Raw genomic sequence first — 22478 nt, 5'->3', positions numbered from 1 at the left:
TTGGTACTGCTTTTCTCACTATTCATCCGATTCGAAACTAGCTCAAAGGTTCAACTCATTGTTGGAGAGGGCTCGATGATCGCAACGATCGACCGAATGTCGCCTGCGGGGATGTGGAAGTGCTCGACGACCGAAACCGTCGTCGTCCGGTTCGGCCCTGCAGCGATGTCGAGCAGAAAGCGGGCAACGACGTCGTGGTGCCACTCGTGGAACGTCAACTCGCGCACCCGCCGGAGCGACCGGTACTCCGCCCCGTTCTCGAGGCGATCGCGGATCTCGATCCCGCTGTCGCCGGTACGCTGACCGTTCTCGACGCGCCATGCGTCTTCGGCAAGCCGCACATGCGTTGCATCGTGGCTCAGGAGCGAGCGAATGTAGGCGCGCGCCATCGCCACCCGCGCACTGTCCGTGGGCTCGTCCGCGTGTTCGGACACGGCGGCCATCAGCGTCGGAGCCCAGTCCGGGCGGCAGATCACCAGATCGGGCAGGTACGGATGAGGCCTGTTGTATTCGAGCGGAGTGCCGTCGATTCGGGCGCAGAACATGCCCGCAGCCTGCGCGACCGCGACGGGTGCAGCCGAATCCCATTCCCATTGACCCCCTGCGTGCACGTACGCGTCGGCTTCGCCGCGTAGGACCGCCATGGCCTTGGCCCCTGCAGATCCCATACGCACGAGGTCAGCGCCCACCTTGCTCGCGACCTCACCGATGAACGCAGGAGGACGGCTGCCGCTGATCACGATCGAGGGCCGGTACCGTCCGAGGGGTTCGTGGGCGACGGCCGGTTCGTCGTTCGTCGAGTAGACGGCCCCGATCGCGGGCTGCGCGACGGCCGCGGCGGTGAGTCCCTTTCCCGCCTGCCACAACGCAACGTGGACTGCCCAATCGATGTATCCGGGCCTACCGTATTCTTTCGAGCCGTCGAGCGGATCGATGATCCATACCCTCTCCGCGTCGATGCGTGCCGGATTGTCGGCCGATTCCTCCGAGAGCACCAGGTCGCCGGGTCGCGCAGACGCGATCCGCTCGAGGATGAATGCGTTCGCAGCGTGATCACCACGGCGTCCGAGTTCGCGTCCGTAGTGCTCGTACCGTGCAGTCGCGCGAATGGTCAGCAACAGTTCTCCTGCGCCCGCGGCAATCTCGGTGGCCAGGGCTGCGTCGTCGGTCATGCACTCCACAAAACCATGGTTCCTGCTCGGCGGGACCCGCGGCCGTTGACCATTTACTAGAACGCGTTCTATTGTCGGCTGCGGAAGAAGCTCATCGCAGCGGTAGACATCGGACCTTCAGGAGAACCGCGTGCTCACCGATCCACTGACAGCGGCCATCGCCGAAGCCGAGAAACTCGTGGCCACCGCACCGCACATCCGCACCGAACAAGACTTGACGGAGGGCTACGAGTACCTCGCCGGGGGAATCTCCGCGTGCGTGCACGCCGCGTTCGCGCACAGCAGCACACATCCGACATTCATCACGGGCACCGGCCCCTACGCAAAGATGGGTCTCGACAATCCCGACACTCTGTATTGGGGCGCTCCCGTGCGGGACAACGCCGAGTACCTCGTCACCGGACGTCGCGGCACCACCTGTGATCTGAGCTTCCAGGTGATGGCAGGCAATTACACCGATACGAACGTGCCCGGCAATGTGACAGCGTTCGACGACCGCGCGATCAGCATCGCCGACGACGGCACCTTCGAGATCCGGTTCGGGCCCGGCCCCGCAGATCCCACGCGCAACTACTTCCACCTGTCCCCTGGTTCGTCGCAGCTCGTCGTCCGGGAGGTCTACAGCGATTGGACCCAGCGGCGCGGAACGCTGCGCATCGACCGGCTCGACACTCTGGGAATCCCTGCGCCTGCACCCGCCCGAGACGACATCACGCGACGGTACGAGCGCGCAGCCCGCGCCCTGGTGTCGCGCGTGAAGACATGGCTGCAGTTTCCGCAGTGGTTCTATCTGGATCTTCCCGTCAACACCCTCACCGAACCGCGTCGCACGCCCGGCGGGCTCGATACCCAGTACTCCTCGGTCGGTCATTTCGAACTCTCGGACGACGAGGCGATGATCATCACGCTGCCCGCATCGGACGCCCCCTACCTGGGCTTCCAGCTCGGCAGTCTGTGGTACGTCTCGCTCGACTACACCGGCCATCAGACGTCGCTCAACAACTCCCAGGCACAGGTCGATCCCGATGGAAACATCCGGATCGTCGTTTCGAACCGCAACCCGGGGGTGACCAACTGGGTCGAGACCGTCGGTCACGACCGCGGCATCCTGCAGTTCCGCTGGCAGCGCCTCGACCGCCACCCCGGGCCCGCAGAGGGCCCGGTTGCCGAAATCGTCGCGGTCGACCGAGTCCCCGAGCTACTGCCGTTCCACGGGTCGAATCGCATCACGCCGGACGACTGGGCGGCGCGCATCGCCGCCCGCCAGAGCGGCATAGCGGATCGGATGCTCGCATGAACACCGCAGCCGGTCTCCTACGCGATCGGGTGGTCGTCATCTCGGGCGTCGGCCCCGGCCTCGGCCGCACACTCGCGGTACGGTGCGCCGAGCACGGCGCCGATGTCGTTTTGGCCGCTCGCACCCCGGAGCGGCTCGAACAGGTCGCGGCAGAGGTCACCGCACTCGGCCGCCGCGCGGTGACCGTACCGACCGATATCACAGATGACGACTCGGCCGCCCACCTCGCACAGGTGGCCGCGCACGAGTTCGGGCAGGTCGACACCCTGGTGAACAACGCGTTCTCGATTCCCGCGATGAAATCGTTGGCGCGCACAGATTTTCAACATATTCGTGACAGCATCGAACTCACCGTGCTCGGCGCGCTCCGACTGACCGGACTGTTCACCGACCTCCTCGGAACCTCCAAAGGGTCCGTGGTGAATATAAATTCGATGGTTCTTCGGCATTCCCAAGAGCGCTACGGCAGTTACAAGCTGGCGAAGTCTGCACTGCTCGCATCGTCACAGTCGCTTGCGACGGAACTCGGGCCCAAAGGAATTCGCGTCAATTCCGTTGCTCCCGGATATATCTGGGGCCCGATCCTGCGCGGCTATTTCGAGCATCAGGCAGAAAAGTACGGCATGACAGTCGACCAGATCTACGACCACACCGCAGCCGCGAGCGATCTGAAGCGGCTGCCCACCGTCGAGGAGATCGCCGATGCTGTGATCTTCCTTGCCTCGCCGATGGCGTCGGCGATCACAGGCCAGTGCCTCGACGTCAACTGCGGCGAATACCACCACTGACGGGAAGATCATGACAGAACGCACCTCGATCGGTACCGCCGAATCGCTCCACGACTCCGCCACCCGCCTGACGGGCCTGACAGACTTCGGAACCGACGACTATCGCGAGGCTCTCTCCGTGCTACTCGATTCGTACGAGCGCGACGAGAAACTCACCCCGCTCGGAAGTAAGATGTCGCGGGTGTTCCTGCGCGGCGCACTCGTCGCGCGATTGCTGTCCGAGGCGGCGTGGGCACAGCATCCCGCGCATGCGGACGTCGAGATCACGCGCCCCATCTTCGTGACGGGCCTTCCCCGCACAGGTACCACCGCGCTGCATCGCCTCCTCACTGCCGACCCCGGCCACCAGGGCCTCGAGATGTGGCTGACGGAGATGCCGCAACCACGTCCGCCTCGCGAGACATGGGCAGACAATCCGGTGTTCGCCGGGATCGAGTCGGCGTTCTCCCAACATCACGTCGAGCACCCCGAGTTCATGGGAGTGCATTACATGTCGGCCGCGGAGGTCGAAGAATGCTGGCAACTGCTGCGCCAGTCGTTCCGATCGATCTCGTACGAGTGCCTCGCCAATCTGCCCGGCTACTCGCAGTGGCTCGCCGGGCAGGACTGGACCCAGGCGTATGCGCGCCACCGGCGCAATCTCCAGCTGATCGGCCTGCCCGACGCCGGTAAGCGGTGGGTGCTGAAGAACCCGAGCCACCTCTTCGCTCTCGATGAATTGCTCACCGTGTACCCGGACGCCCTCGTCGTGGTCACCCATCGCGACCCACGCACCGTCATCCCATCCGTGTGCAGCCTCGCCGCCCAAGCAACCGAAGGTTGGTCGGAGACGTTCGTCGGCCACACCATCGGCCGTAGCCAACTCAATCTGTGGGCACGGGGTCACGCAGCATTCACCGAGGCGCGGTCGCGGCACGACCGCGCACACTTCGTCGACGTCGATTACCGGGACTTCGTCGCGGATCCTCTGGCGACCGTCGCCACCATCTACGACCGGCTCGGCACCGACCTCAGCGCTGAGGCAGAGCGTGCGATGACGTCGATGCACGCGGAGAGCCGCAGCGGGGAACGCAAGCCTGCACACCGGTACACCCTCGAGGAGTTCGGGTTGCGCGCCGAGGACGTCGACGAACGTTTTCCCGATTACGCATATCGTTGACCGCGCCACCCTGCGGTGGCCGGGTCGTTTCCGGCGTGGCGCGTGGTGAGGATGTCGAGCAGGGGAAACAGGGCCGCCGCGATCCGGTCTCCGGTCTCGACGTACTTGCGTTCCGAGAGACCGACCGGGTCGGGGATCGCCGGGATTCCCTCGGCATTGCTGGTGGAGCGGTAGGCGTCGAGCCTCGCGACGGTGTCGGCTCCGGTCACGACCGCGATCAGGTGCGCCTCGGTGAGAGTGAACGACTTCATCGACGAACCTGCAGCCAGTGCGCCGACCCGGTCGCGCTGATCCTCGGTCATGGTGAGGACCAGGTTCGCCCGGGCGATCATGCCCGCATCCACCCGGCGCGCACGCCGTTCGATCACGTTGCCGCCCAGCCCCTCGATCACGGCAGCGGCGCGCGGTTCGACCGGGTAACCGACGAGAGCACGAGTCCCTGCACTCTCCGCGGCCAGGTCGTTGATCCGTCGCTCCGAGGCGTACGCGAGCGTGAGCCGCTCCGCAATCACTGAGCGGCACACGTTCCCGCTACAAACGAACAAGATGCGCACCGGCGTACTGTAACCGGGACAATTTACGCACCTGACGTGCCCAGATTCTCGTCACCTCGGGTGAACTCCCCGTTCATCCGGACAATAACTGCAGTTCATAGAGCGCAGACGAGACCGGGGCGGTGCGACTGATCGACACTTCGGTTAGCCTGACCTTCCCGCGGAGACTCCGCGGTCAGGAGGTGTTGTGTACGTGTCGCTTCGAAGAAGGATCATCCCACTGTGCGCCGCGATGTTGACCGCGTTCGCACTGACCGCATGCGGACAGGACTCCGGGACGGGCCCGGGAACGGACTCGACAGAACAGACTTCTGCGGAGACGACCCGCGCCGTGGCGACCCCCATGGGGGAAGTGACGATTCTCGCTGAGCCACAACGCGTCGTCGTGTTGAACTACGCGCTCGCCGGCTACCTCTACCATCTCGACGTTCCCGTCGTCGGCGTCACGCCCGAGGATGCAGACGCGGCGGGCCAGTTCTCCGAATTCTGGGCGGACGACGCGCAGGACGCCGGGACCGAATTCCTTCCGTGGTCCGTGGACGGCTTCGATATCGAGGCCATCGCAGCGATGGACCCCGATCTCATCATCGCGGGCGGCGTCGGGTTCCCGTACTTGCAGGCATCAGAGGCCTACGACAACCTCACCACGGTTGCTCCGACCGTGCTCGTGGATCGGCAGTTCCAGACCTGGCAGGAACAGTTCGGGTTCCTCGCAAACGACGTGTTCGACCAGTCCGACGTACTCACACAGCTGACGCAGGAGTACGAGGACCGCAGGACCGAGGTCATCGAGTCGATCACCCCACCGCCCAACCCGGTCTCGTACGTCACGATCACGGCGGACGGCACTCCGTACGTCCTGATCGAGAACATGGGCCTGCCCGCCGATCTCGCCGACTTCGAGTTCGAACCGGCCCCCGTGTTCGCAGACAGCGGCGCCGAGCCGTACACGGAAGGCGGCGACATGTTCGAAGTCTCCCTGGAGACCATCGGGCAGGTCGTGACCACCCCGTCGGTGTTCGTCACCGGGTTCAACGGCCCCGGCCCGTCCGTCGAGGAACTGAAGGCCAACCCCATCTATGCCTCCCTTCCCGCATTCGCCGCCGGACACGCCTACGACATGCCGTACTGGGCGATCCGCGCCGACTACGACGAGTCGATGGCGTTTCTCGACCACCTCGAGGAGCAGTTCGCCTGACAGCCGCTCCGACGTGGGATGATCGAAAGTATGCCCGCACCACTTCCGCTCGACCCCATCGCCGAAGCCCACCGCCAGTGGACCCTCCACGGCTGGGGCGAGGTCGCCGACGGCATGGCCGCTGTGACCTCGGTGATGCGGGCCCAGCAGATCATGATCGCCCGCGTCGAGGAGGTCCTCAAACCGTTCGGTCTGACCTTCGCACGCTACGAACTGCTGACCCTCCTTCACTTCACGAAGTCGGGGGCGCTTCCGATGGCCAAGGCCAGTGCTCGACTACAGGTGCACCCGACCAGCGTCACCAATGCAGTCGACCGACTCGAAGCCGCAGGCCTCGTTCGACGCACACCGCATCCGAGCGATCGTCGCGCCACATTGATCGAATTGACCGACGCCGGGCGCACGCTCGCCGTCGAGGCAACGGAGAAGCTCAATGCGGAGGTGTTCGCACGCCCCGGCATCCCGGAGACAGACCTCGACGAATTGCTCCGGGTGCTGTCCGTGATGCGCCACGATGCAGGTGATTTCGATACCGGTGGCGCACCGACGAAATGGTGAACAGAGCAGTGAGGGCCGCCCCGATCGGGGCGGCCCTCACTCGTCTGAGTCGAACTCGGTCGGTCAGGCGTTCTTGAACTCCGGTGTGCGCTTTTCGATGAACGCTGCCATGCCTTCCTTCTGGTCGGCTGTGGCGAACGTCGAATGGAACACTCGGCGTTCGAATTTCACGCCCTCGGCGAGCGTGGTCTCGAACGCGCGGTTCACCGCTTCCTTCGCCATGATCGCGACGGGCAACGACATCGAGGCGATAGTCGTCGCCGTCTCGAGCGCGGCGTCGAACAGCTCGGCCACCGGCACGATCCGCGACACGAGTCCGGCGCGTTCGGCTTCCTCTGCATCCATGTTGCGACCAGTGAGAACCATCTCCATCGCCTTGGCCTTGCCCACGGCGCGGGTCAGTCGCTGCGAGCCACCGATACCCGGGATGACGCCGAGCTTGATCTCGGGCTGTCCGAACTTCGCGGTGTCGGAGGCGATGATGAAGTCGCACAGCATCGCGAGTTCGCAGCCGCCACCGAGCGCGTAGCCGGAGACCGCGGCGACGATCGGGGTGCGTGCCGCCGAGAGGCGGTCCCACTCGGAGAAGAAGTCCTCCCCATAGACCTCGCTGAACGTCTTGGGCGCCATCTCCTTGATGTCGGCGCCTGCGGCGAAGGCCTTGTCGGAACCGGTGAGCAGGATCGCTCCGATCTCGGCGTCGGTATCGAGCTCCTCGACTGCCGCAACGACCTCGTGCATCAACTGGCTGTTGAGGGCATTGAGCGCCTTGGGCCGGTTGAGCGTGATGATCCCGACGCGGCCCTTACGGTCGACCAGGATGGTCTCGAACTCGCTCACTTGCTGTCCTCTTCTGTCGAACGGGTACGGATGTCGTTGATGATCGCAGAGAAGTCGAGACCACCGCCGCCACCCTCGTTGAACCGGTGGTAGAGCTCGGCCGCACGCAACCCGAGCTCGGCATCGACACCGTTGGTACGCACCGCGTTCGATGCCAGACCGAGGTCTTTGTCCATGAGTGCGACAGCGAATCCGGGCTGGTAGCCGTTGTTGGCCGGGGTCGTCGGGACCGGGCCCGGCACCGGACAGTTGCTCGTGAGTGCCCAGCACTGACCCGACGCGTTGGAGGCGACGTCGAACAACGCCTGGTTGGTCAGACCCAGCTTCTCGCCGAGGACGAACGCCTCGCTGATCGCGATCATCGATACACCGAGGATCATGTTGTTGCAGATCTTCGCAGCTTGACCGTTGCCCGATCCACCGCAGTGCACGACCTTGCGGCCCATGACCTCGAGCAGCGGCTGAGCCGACCCGAAGTCGGTCTCGGGACCGCCGACCATGAATGCGAGAGTGCCTGCTGCCGCGCCTGCGACACCGCCGGAGACGGGTGCGTCGATGGCACGGTGTCCCGCAGCCTGTGCGCGGGATGCAGCCTCACGAGCGTCGGCGACGTCGATGGTGGAGCTGTCGATGAACAGCGTGCCGGCCTTCGCCACGGGCAGAAGCTCGTCGTAGAGGCCGAGCACGAGCTTGCCGTTGGGCAGCATGGTGACAACGACGTCGGCACCGTTGACAGCCTCGGCCGCGGATGCGGCGACGGTGAGGCCGTCTTTCGTGGCCTGTTCCTGAGCCGCGGGCACCGGGTCGAACCCCGTGACCGGATAGCCGGCCTTCACGAGGTTCGCAGCCATCGGGCCGCCCATGTGCCCGAGGCCGAGGAAGGCAACGCTGGGGAGAGTGCTCATCTATCGATCTCCTTCGTCGGCGGCGAGCCCGAGTTCGAGATCACCGAGCGGCTGGAAGTATGCGTCGACGTCCGCGTCGGTGACGTCGGTGAGGGTCGCGGGAGACCACGCGGGATTGCGGTCCTTGTCGACCACCTGTGCGCGAATACCCTCGACCAGATCATGGGTCTTCAACGACGCGAGCGACACCCGGTACTCCTCGTTGAGAACCTCTTCGAGGGATCGGAGTTGCCGAGCGTGCCGGAGGGACCGCAGGGTCGCCTCCAGCGCAACCGGCGACTTGCCGAGGATCGTCTCCGCCGTGGCCTGCGCCTCGGGAGCATCGCTGGCACGGAGGCGCTCGACGATTTCGACGACGCTGTCCGCTGCATAGGCCTCGTCGATCCAAGCCTGCTGTGAGAGCAGGATCGATTCGGGCGCGGGCTGAGAATACTCGGCCAGAGCCTCGTCGACCGAACCGGATTCCAGTGCGCCGAGGAACTTGTCGAGTGCCTCCGACGGGACGAAGTGGTCGGCGAACCCGAGTGCGATCGCGTCGCCGGCATTCATGCGCCCGGTGGTCAGGGCGACGTGGGTGCCGAGCTCACCCGGTGCGCGCGAGAGCAGGTAGGTACCACCGACATCGGGAATGAACCCGATTCCGACCTCCGGCATTGCCAGAGAGGAACGTTCGGTGACGATCCGGACGTCGCCGTGCGCCGAGATCCCGATACCGCCGCCCATCACGATGCCGTCCATGATCGCGACGTACGGCTTCGGGTAGCGACCGATCGCGGCGTTGAGGATGTACTCGTCGCGCCAGAAGTCCTGCGTACCGGTGCCGCCGTCCTTCGCATCGTGGTAGATCGCAACGATGTCACCCCCCGCGCACAGACCACGTTCGCCCGCGCCGGAGACCACAACGGCCCGGATCGTGTCGTCGGTGGACCATTCGAGCAGCGCCTCGGCCATCGCTTGAACCATGGTGTGGTTGAGCGCGTTGATCGCCCTGGGCCGGTTCAGAGTGATCCGGCCGAGCCCGTTCTTCGCCTCGATGAGGATCTCGGGTTCGTTCCCCGTCATGCCGCTCCTGTCTGGGCCGCCGCCACCACGCTGCGCGCGATGACCAGCCGCATGATTTCGTTGGTTCCTTCCAGGATCTGGTGAACGCGCAGATCTCGCACGATCTTCTCGATCCCGTACTCGGCAAGGTAACCGTATCCGCCGTGTAGCTGCAGTGCTTCGTTCGCCGCGGAGAATCCTGCGTCGGTCGCGAACCGCTTCGCCATGGCACACAGTTCCACCACGTCGGGGGCCTCGGCGTCGAGCGCATCGGCGGCCCGCCAGAGCAGGGTGCGCGCCGCTTCCAGTTCGGTGCGCATGTCGGCGAGCCGGAACTGCAGCGCCTGCGCATCGAGCAGTCGCTCGCCGAATGCCTTGCGCTCGGCGAGATATGGGACCGTCCGATCGAGGGCGGTCTGGCCGCCGCCGACCGAACACGCAGCGATGTTCAGTCGCCCGCCGTTGAGCCCGTGCATCGCGATCCGAAAGCCGCCGCCGTCCGCACCGAGGAGATTCTCAGCGGGAACACGGGCGTCCTCGAAGATCACCTGACGGGTGGGCTGGGCGTTCCAGCCCATCTTCTTTTCGTTGGCGCCGAACGACAGCCCGGGGGTGTCCTTCGGGATGATGAACGCGGAGATCCCGCGGGCTCCGGTATCGCCGGTGCGGGCCATCACCACGTACACATCGGAAGTGCCTGCACCCGAGATGAATTGTTTGACACCGTTGAGCACGTACTCGTCGCCGTCCCGGACGGCTTTGGTGCTCAAGGCAGCGGCGTCCGACCCGGCACCCGGTTCTGTGAGGCAATAGCTGCCGAGGTGTTCCATCGAGCACAGGCTCGGCAGCCACCGGCGGCGCTGTTCGTCGTTGCCGTACTTGTCGATCATCCACGCCACCATGTTGTGGATCGAGATGTACGCGGCGATCGACGGACAGCCCTTGGCGAGTTCCTCGAATATGCGGACGGAGTCGAGGCGTCGCAGCCCGGACCCGCCCACGTCCTCTCGAACATAGATTCCGCCCATGCCGAGTGCTGCGGCCTTGCGCAGCACGTCGACCGGGAAGTGCTTCTCCTGGTCCCATTCGACCGCGTTCGGAGCCAGGTACTCGCTGGCGAAGTCGCGGGCGGTCTCCCGGATCGCCCGGTCGTCGTCGGTGAGTGCGAACATTGTCGGTGCCGCCTAGTCCATGGTCGGGATGACGAAGTGGTCGGTGTCGGCCACGTGGGCGCCCTCGAGATCGCCTTCCTTGACACCGGAAGGCCACCGCTGGGTGATCGTCTTGGTCTTGGTGTAGAAGCGGAATGCATCCGGTCCGTGCTGGTTGAGATCGCCGAAACCCGAGGCCTTCCAGCCACCGAAGGTGTAGTACGCGATCGGCACCGGGATCGGGACGTTGACGCCCACCATGCCCACCTCGACGCGGTTGGTGAAGTCGCGGGCGGTGTCACCGTCGCGCGTGAAGATCGCGACGCCGTTGCCGTATTCGTGCTCGGTGGGTAGACGCAGCGCGTCCTCGTAATCGCGTGCCCGGACGACGGTCAGGACCGGCCCGAAGATCTCTTCCCTGTAGATCGACATGTCGGTGGTGACCTTGTCGAACAGCGTTGCACCGGAGAAGAAGCCGCTCTCGTGGCCTTCGAGGACGAATCCGCGACCGTCCACGACGAGTTCGGCACCTTCCTCGACGCCCTTGCCGATGTACTCGTGGACGCGGTCGCGTGCGGCGGCAGTGACGAGCGGACCGAAGTCCGCCTTCTCGTCGAAACTGGTACCGATGCGCAGTTCGGCGATGCGCTCGGTGAGCTTGGCGACGAGCCGATCGGCGGTGTCCTCGCCGACGGGGACAGCCACCGACAGCGCCATGCAGCGCTCCCCGGCCGAACCGTACGCGGCACCGATCAGTGCATCGGCCACCTGATCGAGGTCGGCGTCGGGCATGATGATCGCGTGGTTCTTCGCCCCACCGAAGCACTGTGCGCGCTTGCCGTGCTGCGCAGCCGTCTCGTAGATGTATTGCGCGATCGGTGTCGATCCGACGAAGCCCACGGCCTTGATGCGCGGGTCGGTCAGCAGGACATCGACGGCAGTCTTGTCGCCGTTGACGACGTTGAAGACACCCGCGGGCAGGCCTGCCTCGAGGAAGAGCTCGGCCAGGCGCAGGGGAACGGACGGGTCACGCTCGGACGGCTTGAGGACGAACGCGTTGCCGGAGGCGAGAGCCGGGCCGGCCTTCCACAGCGGAATCATGGCCGGGAAGTTGAATGGAGTGATGCCCGCGACCACGCCGAGGGGCTGACGCATCGAGTAGACGTCGATGCCGGTGCCTGCCGATTCGGTGTACTCGCCCTTGAGCATGTGGGGGGCGCCGAGGCACACCTCGACGACCTCGAGACCGCGCTGGACGTCGCCCTTGGCATCGGCGAGGGTCTTGCCGTGCTCGCTCGACAGCAGTTGCGCAAGCTCGTCCATGTTGTCCTGCACGAGTTGTACGAACTTCATCAGGACGCGGACACGTTTCTGCGGGTTCCAGGAAGCCCAGACCTTCTGCGCTTCGACGGCGTTGGCGATGACCGCTTCGACCTCGGCGTTGCCGGCGAGCGGCACACGCGCCTGAACGGCACCGGTGTTGGGATCGAAGACGTCGGCGAAGCGACCGGACGCACCGGTGAGGTGCTCGCCGCCGACGAAGTGGGTGAGTTCTCGAACGCTCATGTCGAACCGTCCTCGGAGATAGTCGTGTCGGTGACCGGGGGTGGCAGAAAACCACACCCCGAAGTCTTCGCCCATCCTATAGTTGGAAGTCCATGTATGTCTACAGTCACATTCGAGCCCGGCGATCCGAGCGGCGACTCAGCGCAGGCGGCGGTAAAGATCCTCCAGATCGGACATGCCGCGGATCACCACGGCCTCGTCGGTTCCACCCGCCCGCAGAGCCCGGCGCAGCAACATCGGATCCAGATCGTCCACGGCAGGCCGGAAACGCTCGACCGGAAGCTCCGGTAGTTCGGTATCGTCCCCGTAGAAATCACCGTCGTCGGGCTCCTCCTCCTCGACCCCTCCGATGAGCATCGACACCTCCACCCCCCGCAGCGTCAAGACGGACATGGGGTTTTCATCGACGTGCTCGGCCAATAGGAACGCGACCGCCGCAGCATGCTTACACGGCCAACCGTCGTCGGGGCACGTGCAGTCGAAGTCGAGTTCACCGGCGCGGCGCGGCAGCAACAGCGGCCCGAGTTCCTCGGGCAGCACTCCCCCCGCCAGGCGCGCGAGCAATCCGGGCGACGAACGCACCCGTTCGATCAGTTCCTCGACGGCCTCGTCCGACAACGTGCGCACCGTGACGGTGGCCGTGAACGGGCGCAGCTGGCTGCCCTGCACCTCGCCGATCACGGCGCCGGGCTCGAGTCGCATGGACACCACCTGACCTGATCGCGCATACGCACGACCCCGGGTCAGCCGCCCCTTCTCGGCCACCTGTTCCATCGTCGCGATGAGTTCCTTCGACCACCAGCTGCGGCCGATCGCGCCGCGCTTGGTGCGAGCCTCCACGCCGTGCATCGCCGATTCGGCGGTGCCGTGCCTGCCCCCGTTCCTCCGGCCCGCCATCAGTCACCCACCGCATCGTCGCCGAGGGTCAACAGCGAGTGCAGCTGATCGGTGGACAGTTCGGTGATCCAGTTCTCCCCCACTCCGACCGCGAGATCGGCGAGTTCCTGTTTCCCGGTGAGCATTTCATCGATCCGCTCTTCGACTGTGCCCACGCACACCAGCTTGCGCACCTGCACGTCGCGGCGTTGCCCGATGCGAAAAGCGCGGTCGGTGGCCTGGTTCTCGACCGCTGGATTCCACCAACGATCCAGATGCACCACGTGGTTGGCGGCCGTCAAGTTCAGACCCGTGCCGCCCGCTTTGAGCGACAGGAGCATGATCGGGGGCCCTGCACCGTCCTGTTGGAATCGGGTGACCATGTCGTCGCGCTTCGCCTTCGGCACACCGCCGTGCAGGAACGGCACCTCGGTCGCGAAACGCTGTTCGAGATACGGCGCGACGAGGGTGCCGAACTCACGGAACTGCGTGAACAGCAGGACCTTCTCGCCGTCCCCGAGCACCGATTCGACGATGTCCTCGATCAGCCCGAGTTTGCCCGACCGGTGCCGCCCGCGGCGCAGCACCGGAGAGCCGTCGCCGAGATAATGGGCGGGATGGTTACATACCTGCTTGAGGCGGGTCAGCGCCGCGAGCACTGCGCCCTTGCGGGCCATTCCCTCTTTGTCGCGAATCTTGCGCATCATGTCGTCGACAACAGCCCGGTACAGCGCGGCTTGTTCGGCGGTGAGGTTGGCCCGCACGGTCTGCTCGAACTTCTCCGGCAGATCGGAGATCACATCAGGGTCGGTCTTGACGCGTCTCAACACGAACGGTGCAGTCAGCGCACGCAGTCGTGCGGCCGCCGCTGAATCATGATCGCGTTCGATGGGTACCGCGAACTTCGCTCGGAACCCTGCAGCGCTGCCGAGCAGTTTCGGGTTCGCGAAATCGAGGATCGAGCGGAGTTCCTCGAGCCGGTTCTCCACAGGTGTGCCGGTGAGTGCGATCCGGTGTGCTGCATGAATAGCGCGGGTAGCCCGTGACTGTCCGGTGCTCGCGTTCTTCACGTGCTGCGCCTCGTCGAGCACGATCCGCCGCCACGACAGCTCCATCAACTGCGCGATGTCACGCGCGACGATTGCGTAGGTGGTGATCACCAGGTCGTGATCGGCTACGGCTGCGGCAAGTGCGTCGTCGCGCAGACGCGAAGGACCGTGGTGCACGTAGACGCGCAGACCCGGAACGAACCGCTCTGCCTCCCGATGCCAATTGCCGACGACGGACATCGGACACACCAGCAGCGTCGGCGCCGAGCCCTGACCGGGCGAACCGCCTGCCTGTGACACCTCTTGTTCGTGGGCCAGCAGCGCGAGCACCTGCACTGTCTTGCCCAAACCCATATCGTCCGCGAGCACAGCACCGAGACCGAGCCTGGTCATGAAAGCGAGCCAGTCGAGTCCCCGCTGCTGGTAAGGGCGTAGTTCGGTACGCATGTCCTTCGGCACCGGCACCGGCTCGGGATGCACCTGACCGTCGAGCAGCGTCTCGACCCACCCGGATGCGGTGATATCGGTGACTTCGACCGGCGGCGGGTCATCTCCGGTGAACTGCGCGAAGAAGGAACCCAGCGAGCCGTCCTGCTCCGAATGGGCATTGACGTATTCGGCGGCGCGTGCCAGCGCCTCATTGTCGGCGCGAACCCATTTGCCGCGCAGCTTCACCAGGTCGCTGTTCGCGGCGACGAGTTCTTCCATCTCGGAGTGTGTGAGCAACATGTCGCCGACGGCGAGTTGCCACTCATAGGAGACAATCGCGTTCATTCCCACCGAGCTCTCGTCGGCAGTCACCGGTGCGACCGATGAATTCACCTTCAGGCGCAGCGACGGGTCGACCGTGGCCCACGCTCTCGGCAGTAGCAGCGACACGCCCGTCGCCTGCAGAGCGCGCGCGCCGTGCTCCACGAGATCGATCACAACCGGGGTCGGCAGCAGCAGATCCAGCGTGTCGGGGTCGCGCGGGACATCCTGTAGTCGCGGGTACGCATTGAGCGCGGCCCCGAGCTTGCGGACACCGATCTGAAGCAGATGCGCGTCGGTCGACTCCACCGGCAAGGGAAGCGGCGACCGGCCCTCCGTCTGCAGGCACACTTCGAGACGCCACAACGCGTCGGCACCGACGCCCGCATCGTCACTGTCGTCCGGCTCCACCAGGCGAAGCACGAGGTCGGGTTCGAATCCCGCGAGGCTGGCCCGCCATTCGTCGAGGGCGTCGGCCATCCGTTGGCTGCCGCGCGGATGCGGGTTGCCATCGGCCAGCGCCGCAACGAGGGGATGCAGCGACGTCGATGGTCGGTGCAGACCCCGCACGATCGGGTCGGTCAGCTCGGCACACAGGTCGTCGAGCAGTGCCGCAGGACGGCCGAGCTGGCGCTGAACCGGCGGCATCGCCGCAGCGAGCTCCGCAAGCCACGCTCGTGTCTTCTCGCCGCCGAGGAGCCGCCAGCGAGCCCACCACTGTTTCTCGGCCCGCACCAGTTCGGGCGCGACCCGGCCGGCCTGCGCCCACCGTTCGATGCCACGCGCCACGTGGACGAGGAAACGCAGATCACCCGCAATTCCCTGAGCGCGGCGCGGAACGTCGAGCAGGAGTTCGGCGGCGTCCGGCGGTGCGACGGCGATGGCGGGCAGGACGCGCGGTTCGGTGTCGCCGGGCAGCGTCAGCTCGACCCGGTGCCGGAAGGGCCGGTCGGTCCACCGGCGCAGCGCCGACGGCAGCTCCGCGATGTCGGCGGAGCCGACGGCGGGTGTTTCGTCCGGTTCGCGCCACAGCACGAGACCCGATCCCGGTGACCAGAGCCCGTGCAAGAACATCCCTATATGGTGCCAGCCCCCGTCGACATCCGAAGTGGCAGGCTGTGACCATGGCGATTGCGTACGGTTTCTCGGAATACGGCGGACCCGACACCCAGCAGGTCTTCGACCTGGAAGTACCTCGGCCTGGACCTGGTCAGCTCGTCGTCGCCGTTCACGCCGCCGGAGTGAATCCGGCCGACTGGAAGGTACGGACGGGCACCCGCAAGGACACCGTTCCGGTGACACTGCCTGCCGTCCTCGGACGGGAGGTGTCGGGTGTGGTCACGGCAGTCGGCGAGAACGGCCGGGACTTCTCGGTGGGCGATGCCGTCTTCGGTTCGACCGCCACGGGTTTCGGCGGGTATGCCGAATACACGGTGCTCAACGCCGACAGTGCCGCGCACAAGCCCGAGGCGCTCGGTTTCGCCGCGGCCGCGACCGTTCCGGTTGCGCTGGGCACAGCGCTCGACATCGTCGAGCAACTCGAGATCGTGGATGCGGACACCGTTCTGGTACTGGGCGCCGGGGGCGGTGTCGGCTCGGCCGTCACCCAACTGGCCCACGCGCGGGGCGCGGCGGTACTCGGTGTCGCGAGTGCAGGAAAATCGGATCTCGTGGAGTCCAACGGCGGAATCTGGATAGAGTCCGGACCCGGCAGCGAAGGCCGGATCGTCGCGGCAGGTGAGCGCGTGGGGAAAGTGACGGTGATCGTCGACCTGGTGGGCGGGGACGTCCTGGTACACGCCGCAGCTGCCTGCGGACCCGCCGTGCGCCTGGTCAGCGTCGCCGATCCGGCCCTGGGGTCCGAGCTCGGCGGTTCGGGTGTCGACCGTCGCCGCACCACCGAGGCGTTCACGCGTGTCGCGGCACTCGTCGAAACGGGTGTCCTCGACCCGAGGATCGAGCAGACCTTCCCGCTCGGCGAAGCCGGACGCGCCCTGGCGCTCGTCGAGGAGGGGCACGCGCGCGGCAAAGTGGTCGTCACCGTCCGCTGAACACTCCGCCGCCGGGTACTGAACTCGAGCACAGTCTGGCTCGAGGCGCGTGGGCGGAGGAGGATGTGCGTATGCCCGTCCTGATTCAGGTCCTCGAGCAGACATACAGTGCTCACACGCCGTGGGAGCAGGTGAAGTACGCGTTCATCGACTGGGACCACGTCACCACGTTGCGCCTCGACGGCCAGTGCGGGGTGTGGCTCGACGGGACCAAACACGGTGAGTCGCACCGGCTCGCCGCGACCGCCAGTCCCGAGGATGCGATCTTCTTCCTGCTCAGGGTCTACGACCGGATCGCCGAATGCCGCCAGTCCGGTGGTTCCTGGATCGTCGGACACGACGGACGTACGGTCGCATCGATCCGCGCGACACGTTTCCCGCTGACCACCGAGAACTGATTTCCCGGGTGCGTTCCGCCTGCGGCGCCGCTGCCGCGCAGGTGGGTGCGTGCCCACAACACCACGCGCGCAAGTCCGTGGAGCGCGCAAACACGACATGTCGACGCAAACCTGTCACCATCATCCGATGCGTGGGGGAAACGCGAAGTGGTGGGTGCCGGTGGTGGTGATCGCCATGGTCGTGTCGTGGTGGTACGACTCGTCTCCGCCACGGTCGGATCCCGCTCCCGGTAGTCCGTCGCGCGCGCTGATCGACGAGTTGCTCGCTGCGGTGACGGTTGTGCCCGTGCGGCCGCACCCCGGTGGTTACGTGCGCGAGTGTGGAAGCGAAGGCGGGTGTGTCTTCGGAGAAGCGTGGACGGACGAGCACCCTGGGCCGGGCGGGCACGACGGCTGCGACACCCGCAACAACGTGCTCGCACGGGACCTTCGCGACGTCGCATTCCGGCCGGGCAGCGACGAGTGCGTCGTCCTCAGCGGAACACTCGACGATCCGTATACCGGCGCGCGCGTGCAGTTTCGGCGCACCCATGCGAACGCGGTACACATCGATCACATCTATCCACTCGCGGCAGCCTGGGATCACGGGGCCGCGGATTGGTCTGCGGAGCTTCGGCGGCAGTTCGCGAACGACGTGGTGTACAACCTCATTGCCGTCGACGGCGCCACGAACATGACCAAACGCGACCACACCCCAGCGGCGTGGCTACCTCCCGCCACCGGGTACCGGTGCTGGTTTGCAGGCAAGTATCTGACGGTCGCGCTGAGGTATGGGTTGCCGATCACGGTGGAGGATCACAGCGCCCTCACCGACTCGGCCCGGACGTGCCCTCGATGACGATCAGACGGACGGCAGATTCTGCGGAATCCAGGCGGGATCACGCTTTTCCATGAACGCCCGCATTCCTTCACGGGGCTCCGGGGAAGTCTCGAGGGCGCCGAACATGGTTTGGTAGTCGAACAGTCCGTAGCGCTCGTTGAGCATGCGTTTGACCTGGGCGCGCGCGATCGGCGCCGTCTGCAACACCTCGCGGGCCGCAGTGAGGGCGGCTTCCCGCAACTGCTCGTGCGGGACGACGCGGGAGATCACGCCGAGCCGCAGGGCCTCGGCCGCGTCGAATTTGCGGGCGGAGAGGATCAGATCGCGGGCCGCTGCCAAACCGACATGTGCGGGCAGGGCCGCGGCATAGGTTGCGTCGGGGATTCCGCGCAAGAGTTCGGGCACGCGGAAGGTGGCGCGGTCGCTGGCCACCGCGATGTCGGACATCATGGCCACGAGCAACCCACCCGCCTGGCAGATTCCGTTGACGGCAGAGATGACGGGCGCGCGGCTGTCGCGGATGGTCAGGAACGGGACGACTTCGTCACCTGAAAGCCCTTCCGGCAGGTTGTCGCCCGGCTCCGAGCGGCCACCCAGATCGCCGCCCGGCGCGAAGACGTCGTCGACTCCGGTGATGATCAGGGTGCCGAGATCGGGGTCGGTGTTGACCAGTTTGACCGCGCGTTTGAGGCCGTAGTACATGGCCGGGGTGAATGCGTTGCGTGCGGCAGGCCGGTCGATGATGCACCACCCGATTGCACCCTCACGTTCGAATCGCAGTCCACCGGCACCCAGATCGTCTCCCATATCGCGAACATACAGCATTCTCGTTTGTGAGAACAGCATTCCGGCCGTGGTGCGGGCTACCGTATCAAGATGGTCTCGCGCATCTCCAAGGACACCCAGCTGTGCATCTCGCTCTCGGGAAGGCCCAGCAATATCGGCACCCGGTTCCACAATTACCTCTACGCCGAACTCGGCCTCGATTTCGTGTACAAGGCGTTTCGACCCAGCAATATCGCCGATGCCGTAGCCGGAATCCGAGGACTGGAAATCCGGGGCGCGGGCGTGTCGATGCCGTTCAAGGAAACGGTGCTGCCGATGATGGACGTACTCCACGACTCCGCCCGAGCGATCGAATCGGTCAACACGATCGTCAACGACGATGGCATTCTCCACGCCTACAACACCGACTACCAGGCCGTGGTGGACCTGCTTGCCGCACACGAGGTCGACCCCACCGTACCGGTCGTCATCGCCGGGAGCGGCGGCATGGCCAAGGCGGTCGCGGCGGCACTTCGCCACAGCGGCTTCACCGAGGGCACCGTCGTCGCGCGCAACGAGATCAGCGGCAGGTCACTTGCACAGAAATACGGCTACGCGTGGCGTAGCGATGCAACAGACCTCTCGGCGGGATTGCTCGTCAACGCCACGCCGATCGGAATGTCCGGCAGCGGAGCGGACTCCGAAGCGCTGCCGTTCCCCGGCAGCCTGATCGCCTCGGCATCGACAGTGTTCGACGTGGTCGCCATGCCCCCGGAGACCCCGCTCATCCGCGACGCCAGGGAGCACGGGGTGCACACCATCACCGGAGCCGAGGTGATCGCACTCCAGGCGGCGCTCCAGTTCGAGCTCTATACGGGCGTGAAGCCGACCTCCGAACAGATCCGGCGCGCATCCGAGTACTCCAGGCAGTGACGCGCGGCCGTACTCACCGCACCGCTGTACTCACACTGTTCCGATGGCCTCCAGCCCGTCCAGAACCACGCTCGCCGCGTCGACCGCAAGGTTCATCTCGGCGCGGGTCAGATCTCGGGTCGCGGGGTTCTGCAAGCCGAAGCTGTTGATCCAGGCCACCGTTCGTGCCGATTGGAACATGTACGTCGTGGTCGGGGTGGCTCCGACGAGGTCCTCGACGAACCAGCCGGTGAAGAACGGTTCCATATCAGTGCCGTAGACGCGCTCGAACTCGTCGGCGATGACCGGCGCCGCCGCGACGAGAGCCTCACCGAAGGTACAGAAGTCGCGGGTGTGCTGCGGTGTCGATCCGATCGCCACGATCGCCTCGGGGAAGTCGATCGCCAGATGCGCCACGATCGCGCCCGTGAGCACTCGCCCCGGGCTACGGTCGCACTGCTCGGCGAGCGCGAACGCCGCTGCCCAGTGGGGAGCCGGTAACATACACAGTCGCTCTCCGCCGAGTCACTCCCGGTGCACACTTGCCGCCCCGCTGCGTCATCCGGTCGCGACCTCCCGGCGCGCATCACCCGACCACTGCGACCACGATCCGGGGAACAGGGACGCCTCGATACCCACGATCGCCAGCGCTGCGATCTCGTGCGCCGCGGTAACCCCCGAGCCGCAATACACAGCCACATCGCCGGCCACACCCAGCTCCGCAAACCGGGCCGCGAGCTGATCCGCGGGCCGGAAGGTGCCGTCCTCACGGAGATTTCCGCCGGTCGGCGCGTTGATCGCACCGGGAATGTGCCCCGCACGCGAGTCCACCGGTTCCTCGTCGCCGAAATAGCGCGCCGCGCTACGGGCATCGAGGAGTACCCCGTGCGACGGAAACTCTGCGACCTCGTCGATGTCGACCGTCGGCATGTGCCCTGCGCTGAGAGTGACCGACCCCGATCTGTGTTCCGCCCCTGGGCCGGCCGCGACAGGATGACCTCCTGCGATCCACGCGGGAAGCCCGCCGTCGAGCAGGCGGACGTCCGCCAGACCGGCCCATTCGAGCAACCACCACGCGCGCGCCGCCGCCATTCCACCGGTTGCGTCGTAGGCCACTACCGTGGAGCCGTCGGAGATCCCCCACCCACGGGCTTCCGCTTGCAGGCGCTCGATGTCGGGCAGGGGATGACGGCCCAGTGCGACGGAGGGCGGATCGGCGAGTTCGGCGTCGAGATCGACGAACACGGCACCCGGAATGTGGCCTTCGCGGTATTTCTCCCGACCTTGCCGGTCGCCGAGCACCCAGCGCACATCCAGCAGGATCGGTGGCACACCACCATCGATACGGTCAGCGAGTTCGGCAGCGGAGATGAGCACGTTTCTGTGGGTCATACCGAATAGTGACACGTGGAACCGCATGAACGCGTCGCAGTTGCGCCCGATTCGTCCCCTTTCGGTGTCGGTTCTGCATTCTGAACACTGTTGATGGGAATTGCTGTCCGGATAGCACTATCGTCGAGGCGTGACCAACCGCCAGCCGACGACACCTACAGCCGAACCGGGGCAATTCCCGGTGCTGTGGCCGGTTCAGACCCGCTGGGCCGACAACGATCACTATGGCCACGTCAACAACGTGACCTACTATTCGTATTTCGACTCGGCGGTCAACGGCTGGCTCATGGCCACAACCGGCGTGGACATCCGCGAACTCGACGCGATCGGCGTTGTCGCCGAAACCTCGTGCCGCTATCTCGCAGAACTGTCGTTTCCCGATCGCCTTCAAGTGGGCCTCTCGGTCGAGGGCCTCGGCCGCCGATCGGTGACCTACTCACTCGCCATTTTCCGCGAGGACGCCGACGGCACGCTCGTTGCTGCTGCCACCGGACGCTTCACACACGTGTACGTCGACATGAACACCCGGCGTCCCGTCCCGATCCCCGAGCAGATCCGGAAAGCCGTCCACAAACTCGTCATCCGTTCGACCTGAGCCGCACGTGAGGTCGGTTGCCGACCGTCACCGAGGGATCACCCCAAGGAGCGGCACGGTGCGCTGGCGAACGAGTTCACGCATCACCAGCGACATGTTGGTGCGCTCCACACCGGGGATTTCGAGAATCTGCCCGGCAAGCCGGTACAGATCGTCTGTATCGCGAGCGACGATCTTGACCGACAGATCGATGGGACCCGCAAGCCCGTAGACCTCGACGACCTCAGGAATCCCCTCCAGCGCATCGACCACCTCGGCGAGACGATGCTGGTCGACCGTGGTCGCCACATACGCCGCGAGCGGGTAACCGAGCACCACCGGATCGACTCTCCGCTCGAACGACGCCAGCAACCCTTCCGCATCCCAACGTGCGAGGCGCGCCTGCACGGTGTTGCGGGACAACCCCAGTCGCTGTGCCAACTCGACACCCGTGGCCCTCGGCGTGCGGGCCAGTTCGATCAGCAGACGGGCATCGGTCGCGTCCACATTGGTCATCTTTCACAGTGTGCCACTAGTTGGAAGCCGATTTCCGTGCTTCTTGCACAACCAGGCCGCATTCGATTGCGCACCTTCACCGAACGTGGATCATGTGATGTACAGCACAATATGAGTCCGGTTCGTCCCACAAGGGCCTCCGGGCC

23 protein-coding genes are annotated in these 22478 nt (G+C 65.7%); 10 read left to right on the top strand and 13 right to left on the bottom strand.

Annotation, left to right across the window (positions count from 1 at the left end; translation table 11 throughout):
* Positions 1–50: 50 nt before the first annotated feature.
* Positions 51–1172 carry an inositol monophosphatase family protein gene (locus ACSYG9_RS19720; protein WP_440124107.1) on the bottom strand — a complete coding sequence of 374 codons (1122 nt, stop codon included), beginning with the start codon at positions 1170–1172 and terminating at the stop codon, positions 51–53.
* Between the two features lie 130 nt (positions 1173–1302).
* On the opposite strand from ACSYG9_RS19720, the gene ACSYG9_RS19715 reads away from it, so the two are divergent.
* The 3 genes from ACSYG9_RS19715 to ACSYG9_RS19705 are packed head-to-tail and all read left to right on the top strand — an operon-like array spanning position 1303 to position 4416.
* A complete protein-coding gene (locus ACSYG9_RS19715) occupies positions 1303–2469 on the top strand; it encodes a hypothetical protein (protein ID WP_440124106.1) in 1167 nt (388 codons plus the stop codon).
* A complete protein-coding gene (locus ACSYG9_RS19710) occupies positions 2466–3257 on the top strand; it encodes an SDR family oxidoreductase (RefSeq protein ID WP_440124105.1) in 792 nt (263 codons plus the stop codon). Before ACSYG9_RS19715 ends, ACSYG9_RS19710 begins: the two co-directional genes overlap by 4 nt.
* A gap of 10 nt (positions 3258–3267) precedes the next feature.
* Positions 3268–4416: a sulfotransferase gene (locus tag ACSYG9_RS19705; RefSeq protein ID WP_440124104.1), complete on the top strand. Its 1149-nt coding sequence runs from the start codon at positions 3268–3270 to the stop codon at positions 4414–4416.
* Here ACSYG9_RS19705 and ACSYG9_RS19700 read toward each other — a convergent pair.
* Complete coding sequence (locus ACSYG9_RS19700; RefSeq protein WP_440124103.1) at positions 4401–4970, bottom strand: arsenate reductase/protein-tyrosine-phosphatase family protein; 570 nt, start codon at positions 4968–4970, stop codon at positions 4401–4403. The genes ACSYG9_RS19705 and ACSYG9_RS19700 overlap by 16 nt on opposite strands.
* Before the next feature lie 232 nt (positions 4971–5202).
* Here ACSYG9_RS19700 and ACSYG9_RS19695 point away from each other — a divergent pair, with 232 nt between their 5' ends.
* Positions 5203–6168, top strand: a complete 966-nt coding sequence (locus tag ACSYG9_RS19695; protein ID WP_454839650.1) for an ABC transporter substrate-binding protein — start codon at positions 5203–5205, stop codon at positions 6166–6168.
* Between the two features lie 30 nt (positions 6169–6198).
* Entirely contained in the window at positions 6199–6726 is a 528-nt protein-coding gene (locus tag ACSYG9_RS19690; RefSeq protein ID WP_440124101.1) for a MarR family transcriptional regulator, read from the top strand.
* 63 nt (positions 6727–6789) lie between these two features.
* On the opposite strand, the gene ACSYG9_RS19685 is transcribed toward ACSYG9_RS19690, so the two are convergent.
* The 7 genes from ACSYG9_RS19685 to ACSYG9_RS19655 form a co-directional block, all read right to left on the bottom strand.
* Positions 6790–7566, bottom strand: a complete 777-nt coding sequence (locus ACSYG9_RS19685; protein WP_440124100.1) for an enoyl-CoA hydratase — start codon at positions 7564–7566, stop codon at positions 6790–6792.
* Positions 7563–8471 (bottom strand): 3-hydroxyisobutyrate dehydrogenase, encoded by a 909-nt coding sequence (gene mmsB, locus ACSYG9_RS19680; protein ID WP_440124099.1) that lies wholly within the window; start codon positions 8469–8471, stop codon positions 7563–7565. Before mmsB ends, ACSYG9_RS19685 begins: the two co-directional genes overlap by 4 nt.
* Complete coding sequence (locus ACSYG9_RS19675; RefSeq protein WP_440124098.1) at positions 8472–9533, bottom strand: enoyl-CoA hydratase/isomerase family protein; 1062 nt, start codon at positions 9531–9533, stop codon at positions 8472–8474.
* Positions 9530–10684: an isobutyryl-CoA dehydrogenase gene (locus ACSYG9_RS19670; protein WP_454839647.1), complete on the bottom strand. Its 1155-nt coding sequence runs from the start codon at positions 10682–10684 to the stop codon at positions 9530–9532. The genes ACSYG9_RS19675 and ACSYG9_RS19670 overlap by 4 nt, the downstream gene beginning before the upstream one ends.
* A gap of 12 nt (positions 10685–10696) precedes the next feature.
* Complete coding sequence (locus ACSYG9_RS19665; protein ID WP_440124096.1) at positions 10697–12229, bottom strand: CoA-acylating methylmalonate-semialdehyde dehydrogenase; 1533 nt, start codon at positions 12227–12229, stop codon at positions 10697–10699.
* Positions 12230–12367: 138 nt separating this feature from the next.
* The gene (locus ACSYG9_RS19660; RefSeq protein WP_440124095.1) at positions 12368–13126 is read right to left on the bottom strand and encodes an SWIM zinc finger family protein; all 759 of its coding nucleotides are present in this window, start codon (positions 13124–13126) and stop codon (positions 12368–12370) included.
* Positions 13126–15978: a DEAD/DEAH box helicase gene (locus ACSYG9_RS19655; protein WP_454839646.1), complete on the bottom strand. Its 2853-nt coding sequence runs from the start codon at positions 15976–15978 to the stop codon at positions 13126–13128. Before ACSYG9_RS19655 ends, ACSYG9_RS19660 begins: the two co-directional genes overlap by 1 nt.
* A gap of 50 nt (positions 15979–16028) precedes the next feature.
* Between ACSYG9_RS19655 and ACSYG9_RS19650 the strand changes: the two genes are divergently transcribed.
* The 3 genes from ACSYG9_RS19650 to ACSYG9_RS19640 all read left to right on the top strand — a co-directional run bounded on the left by ACSYG9_RS19650 (position 16029) and on the right by ACSYG9_RS19640 (position 18191).
* Entirely contained in the window at positions 16029–16955 is a 927-nt protein-coding gene (locus ACSYG9_RS19650) for an alcohol dehydrogenase catalytic domain-containing protein (RefSeq protein WP_440124093.1), read from the top strand.
* A 71-nt stretch (positions 16956–17026) separates the two neighbouring features.
* Entirely contained in the window at positions 17027–17353 is a 327-nt protein-coding gene (locus ACSYG9_RS19645) for a hypothetical protein (RefSeq protein WP_440124092.1), read from the top strand.
* Positions 17354–17480: 127 nt separating this feature from the next.
* A complete protein-coding gene (locus ACSYG9_RS19640) occupies positions 17481–18191 on the top strand; it encodes an HNH endonuclease family protein (RefSeq protein ID WP_440124091.1) in 711 nt (236 codons plus the stop codon).
* A gap of 3 nt (positions 18192–18194) precedes the next feature.
* On the opposite strand, the gene ACSYG9_RS19635 is transcribed toward ACSYG9_RS19640, so the two are convergent.
* Positions 18195–18980 (bottom strand): enoyl-CoA hydratase/isomerase family protein, encoded by a 786-nt coding sequence (locus tag ACSYG9_RS19635; protein WP_454839644.1) that lies wholly within the window; start codon positions 18978–18980, stop codon positions 18195–18197.
* Between the two features lie 69 nt (positions 18981–19049).
* On the opposite strand from ACSYG9_RS19635, the gene ACSYG9_RS19630 reads away from it, so the two are divergent.
* Complete coding sequence (locus ACSYG9_RS19630; protein WP_454839643.1) at positions 19050–19871, top strand: shikimate 5-dehydrogenase; 822 nt, start codon at positions 19050–19052, stop codon at positions 19869–19871.
* 30 nt (positions 19872–19901) lie between these two features.
* Here the strand turns inward: ACSYG9_RS19630 and ACSYG9_RS19625 are convergent, their stop codons facing one another.
* Together ACSYG9_RS19625 and ACSYG9_RS19620 are read right to left on the bottom strand one after the other, a co-directional pair.
* Positions 19902–20354, bottom strand: a complete 453-nt coding sequence (locus tag ACSYG9_RS19625) for a DUF5995 family protein (protein WP_440124088.1) — start codon at positions 20352–20354, stop codon at positions 19902–19904.
* 54 nt (positions 20355–20408) lie between these two features.
* The gene (locus ACSYG9_RS19620; RefSeq protein WP_454839641.1) at positions 20409–21242 is read right to left on the bottom strand and encodes a sulfurtransferase; all 834 of its coding nucleotides are present in this window, start codon (positions 21240–21242) and stop codon (positions 20409–20411) included.
* A gap of 130 nt (positions 21243–21372) precedes the next feature.
* Between ACSYG9_RS19620 and ACSYG9_RS19615 the strand changes: the two genes are divergently transcribed.
* Positions 21373–21837 (top strand): acyl-CoA thioesterase, encoded by a 465-nt coding sequence (locus ACSYG9_RS19615; protein ID WP_454839639.1) that lies wholly within the window; start codon positions 21373–21375, stop codon positions 21835–21837.
* Between the two features lie 27 nt (positions 21838–21864).
* Here ACSYG9_RS19615 and ACSYG9_RS19610 read toward each other — a convergent pair whose 3' ends face one another.
* Positions 21865–22332: an Lrp/AsnC ligand binding domain-containing protein gene (locus ACSYG9_RS19610; RefSeq protein WP_440124085.1), complete on the bottom strand. Its 468-nt coding sequence runs from the start codon at positions 22330–22332 to the stop codon at positions 21865–21867.
* Positions 22333–22478 lie beyond the last annotated feature (146 nt).

Source organism: Rhodococcus sp. SJ-2 (assembly GCF_053750035.1).
Note: the sequence above shows the minus strand (reverse complement) of the source record. Positions and strands in the feature narration are given on the sequence as shown.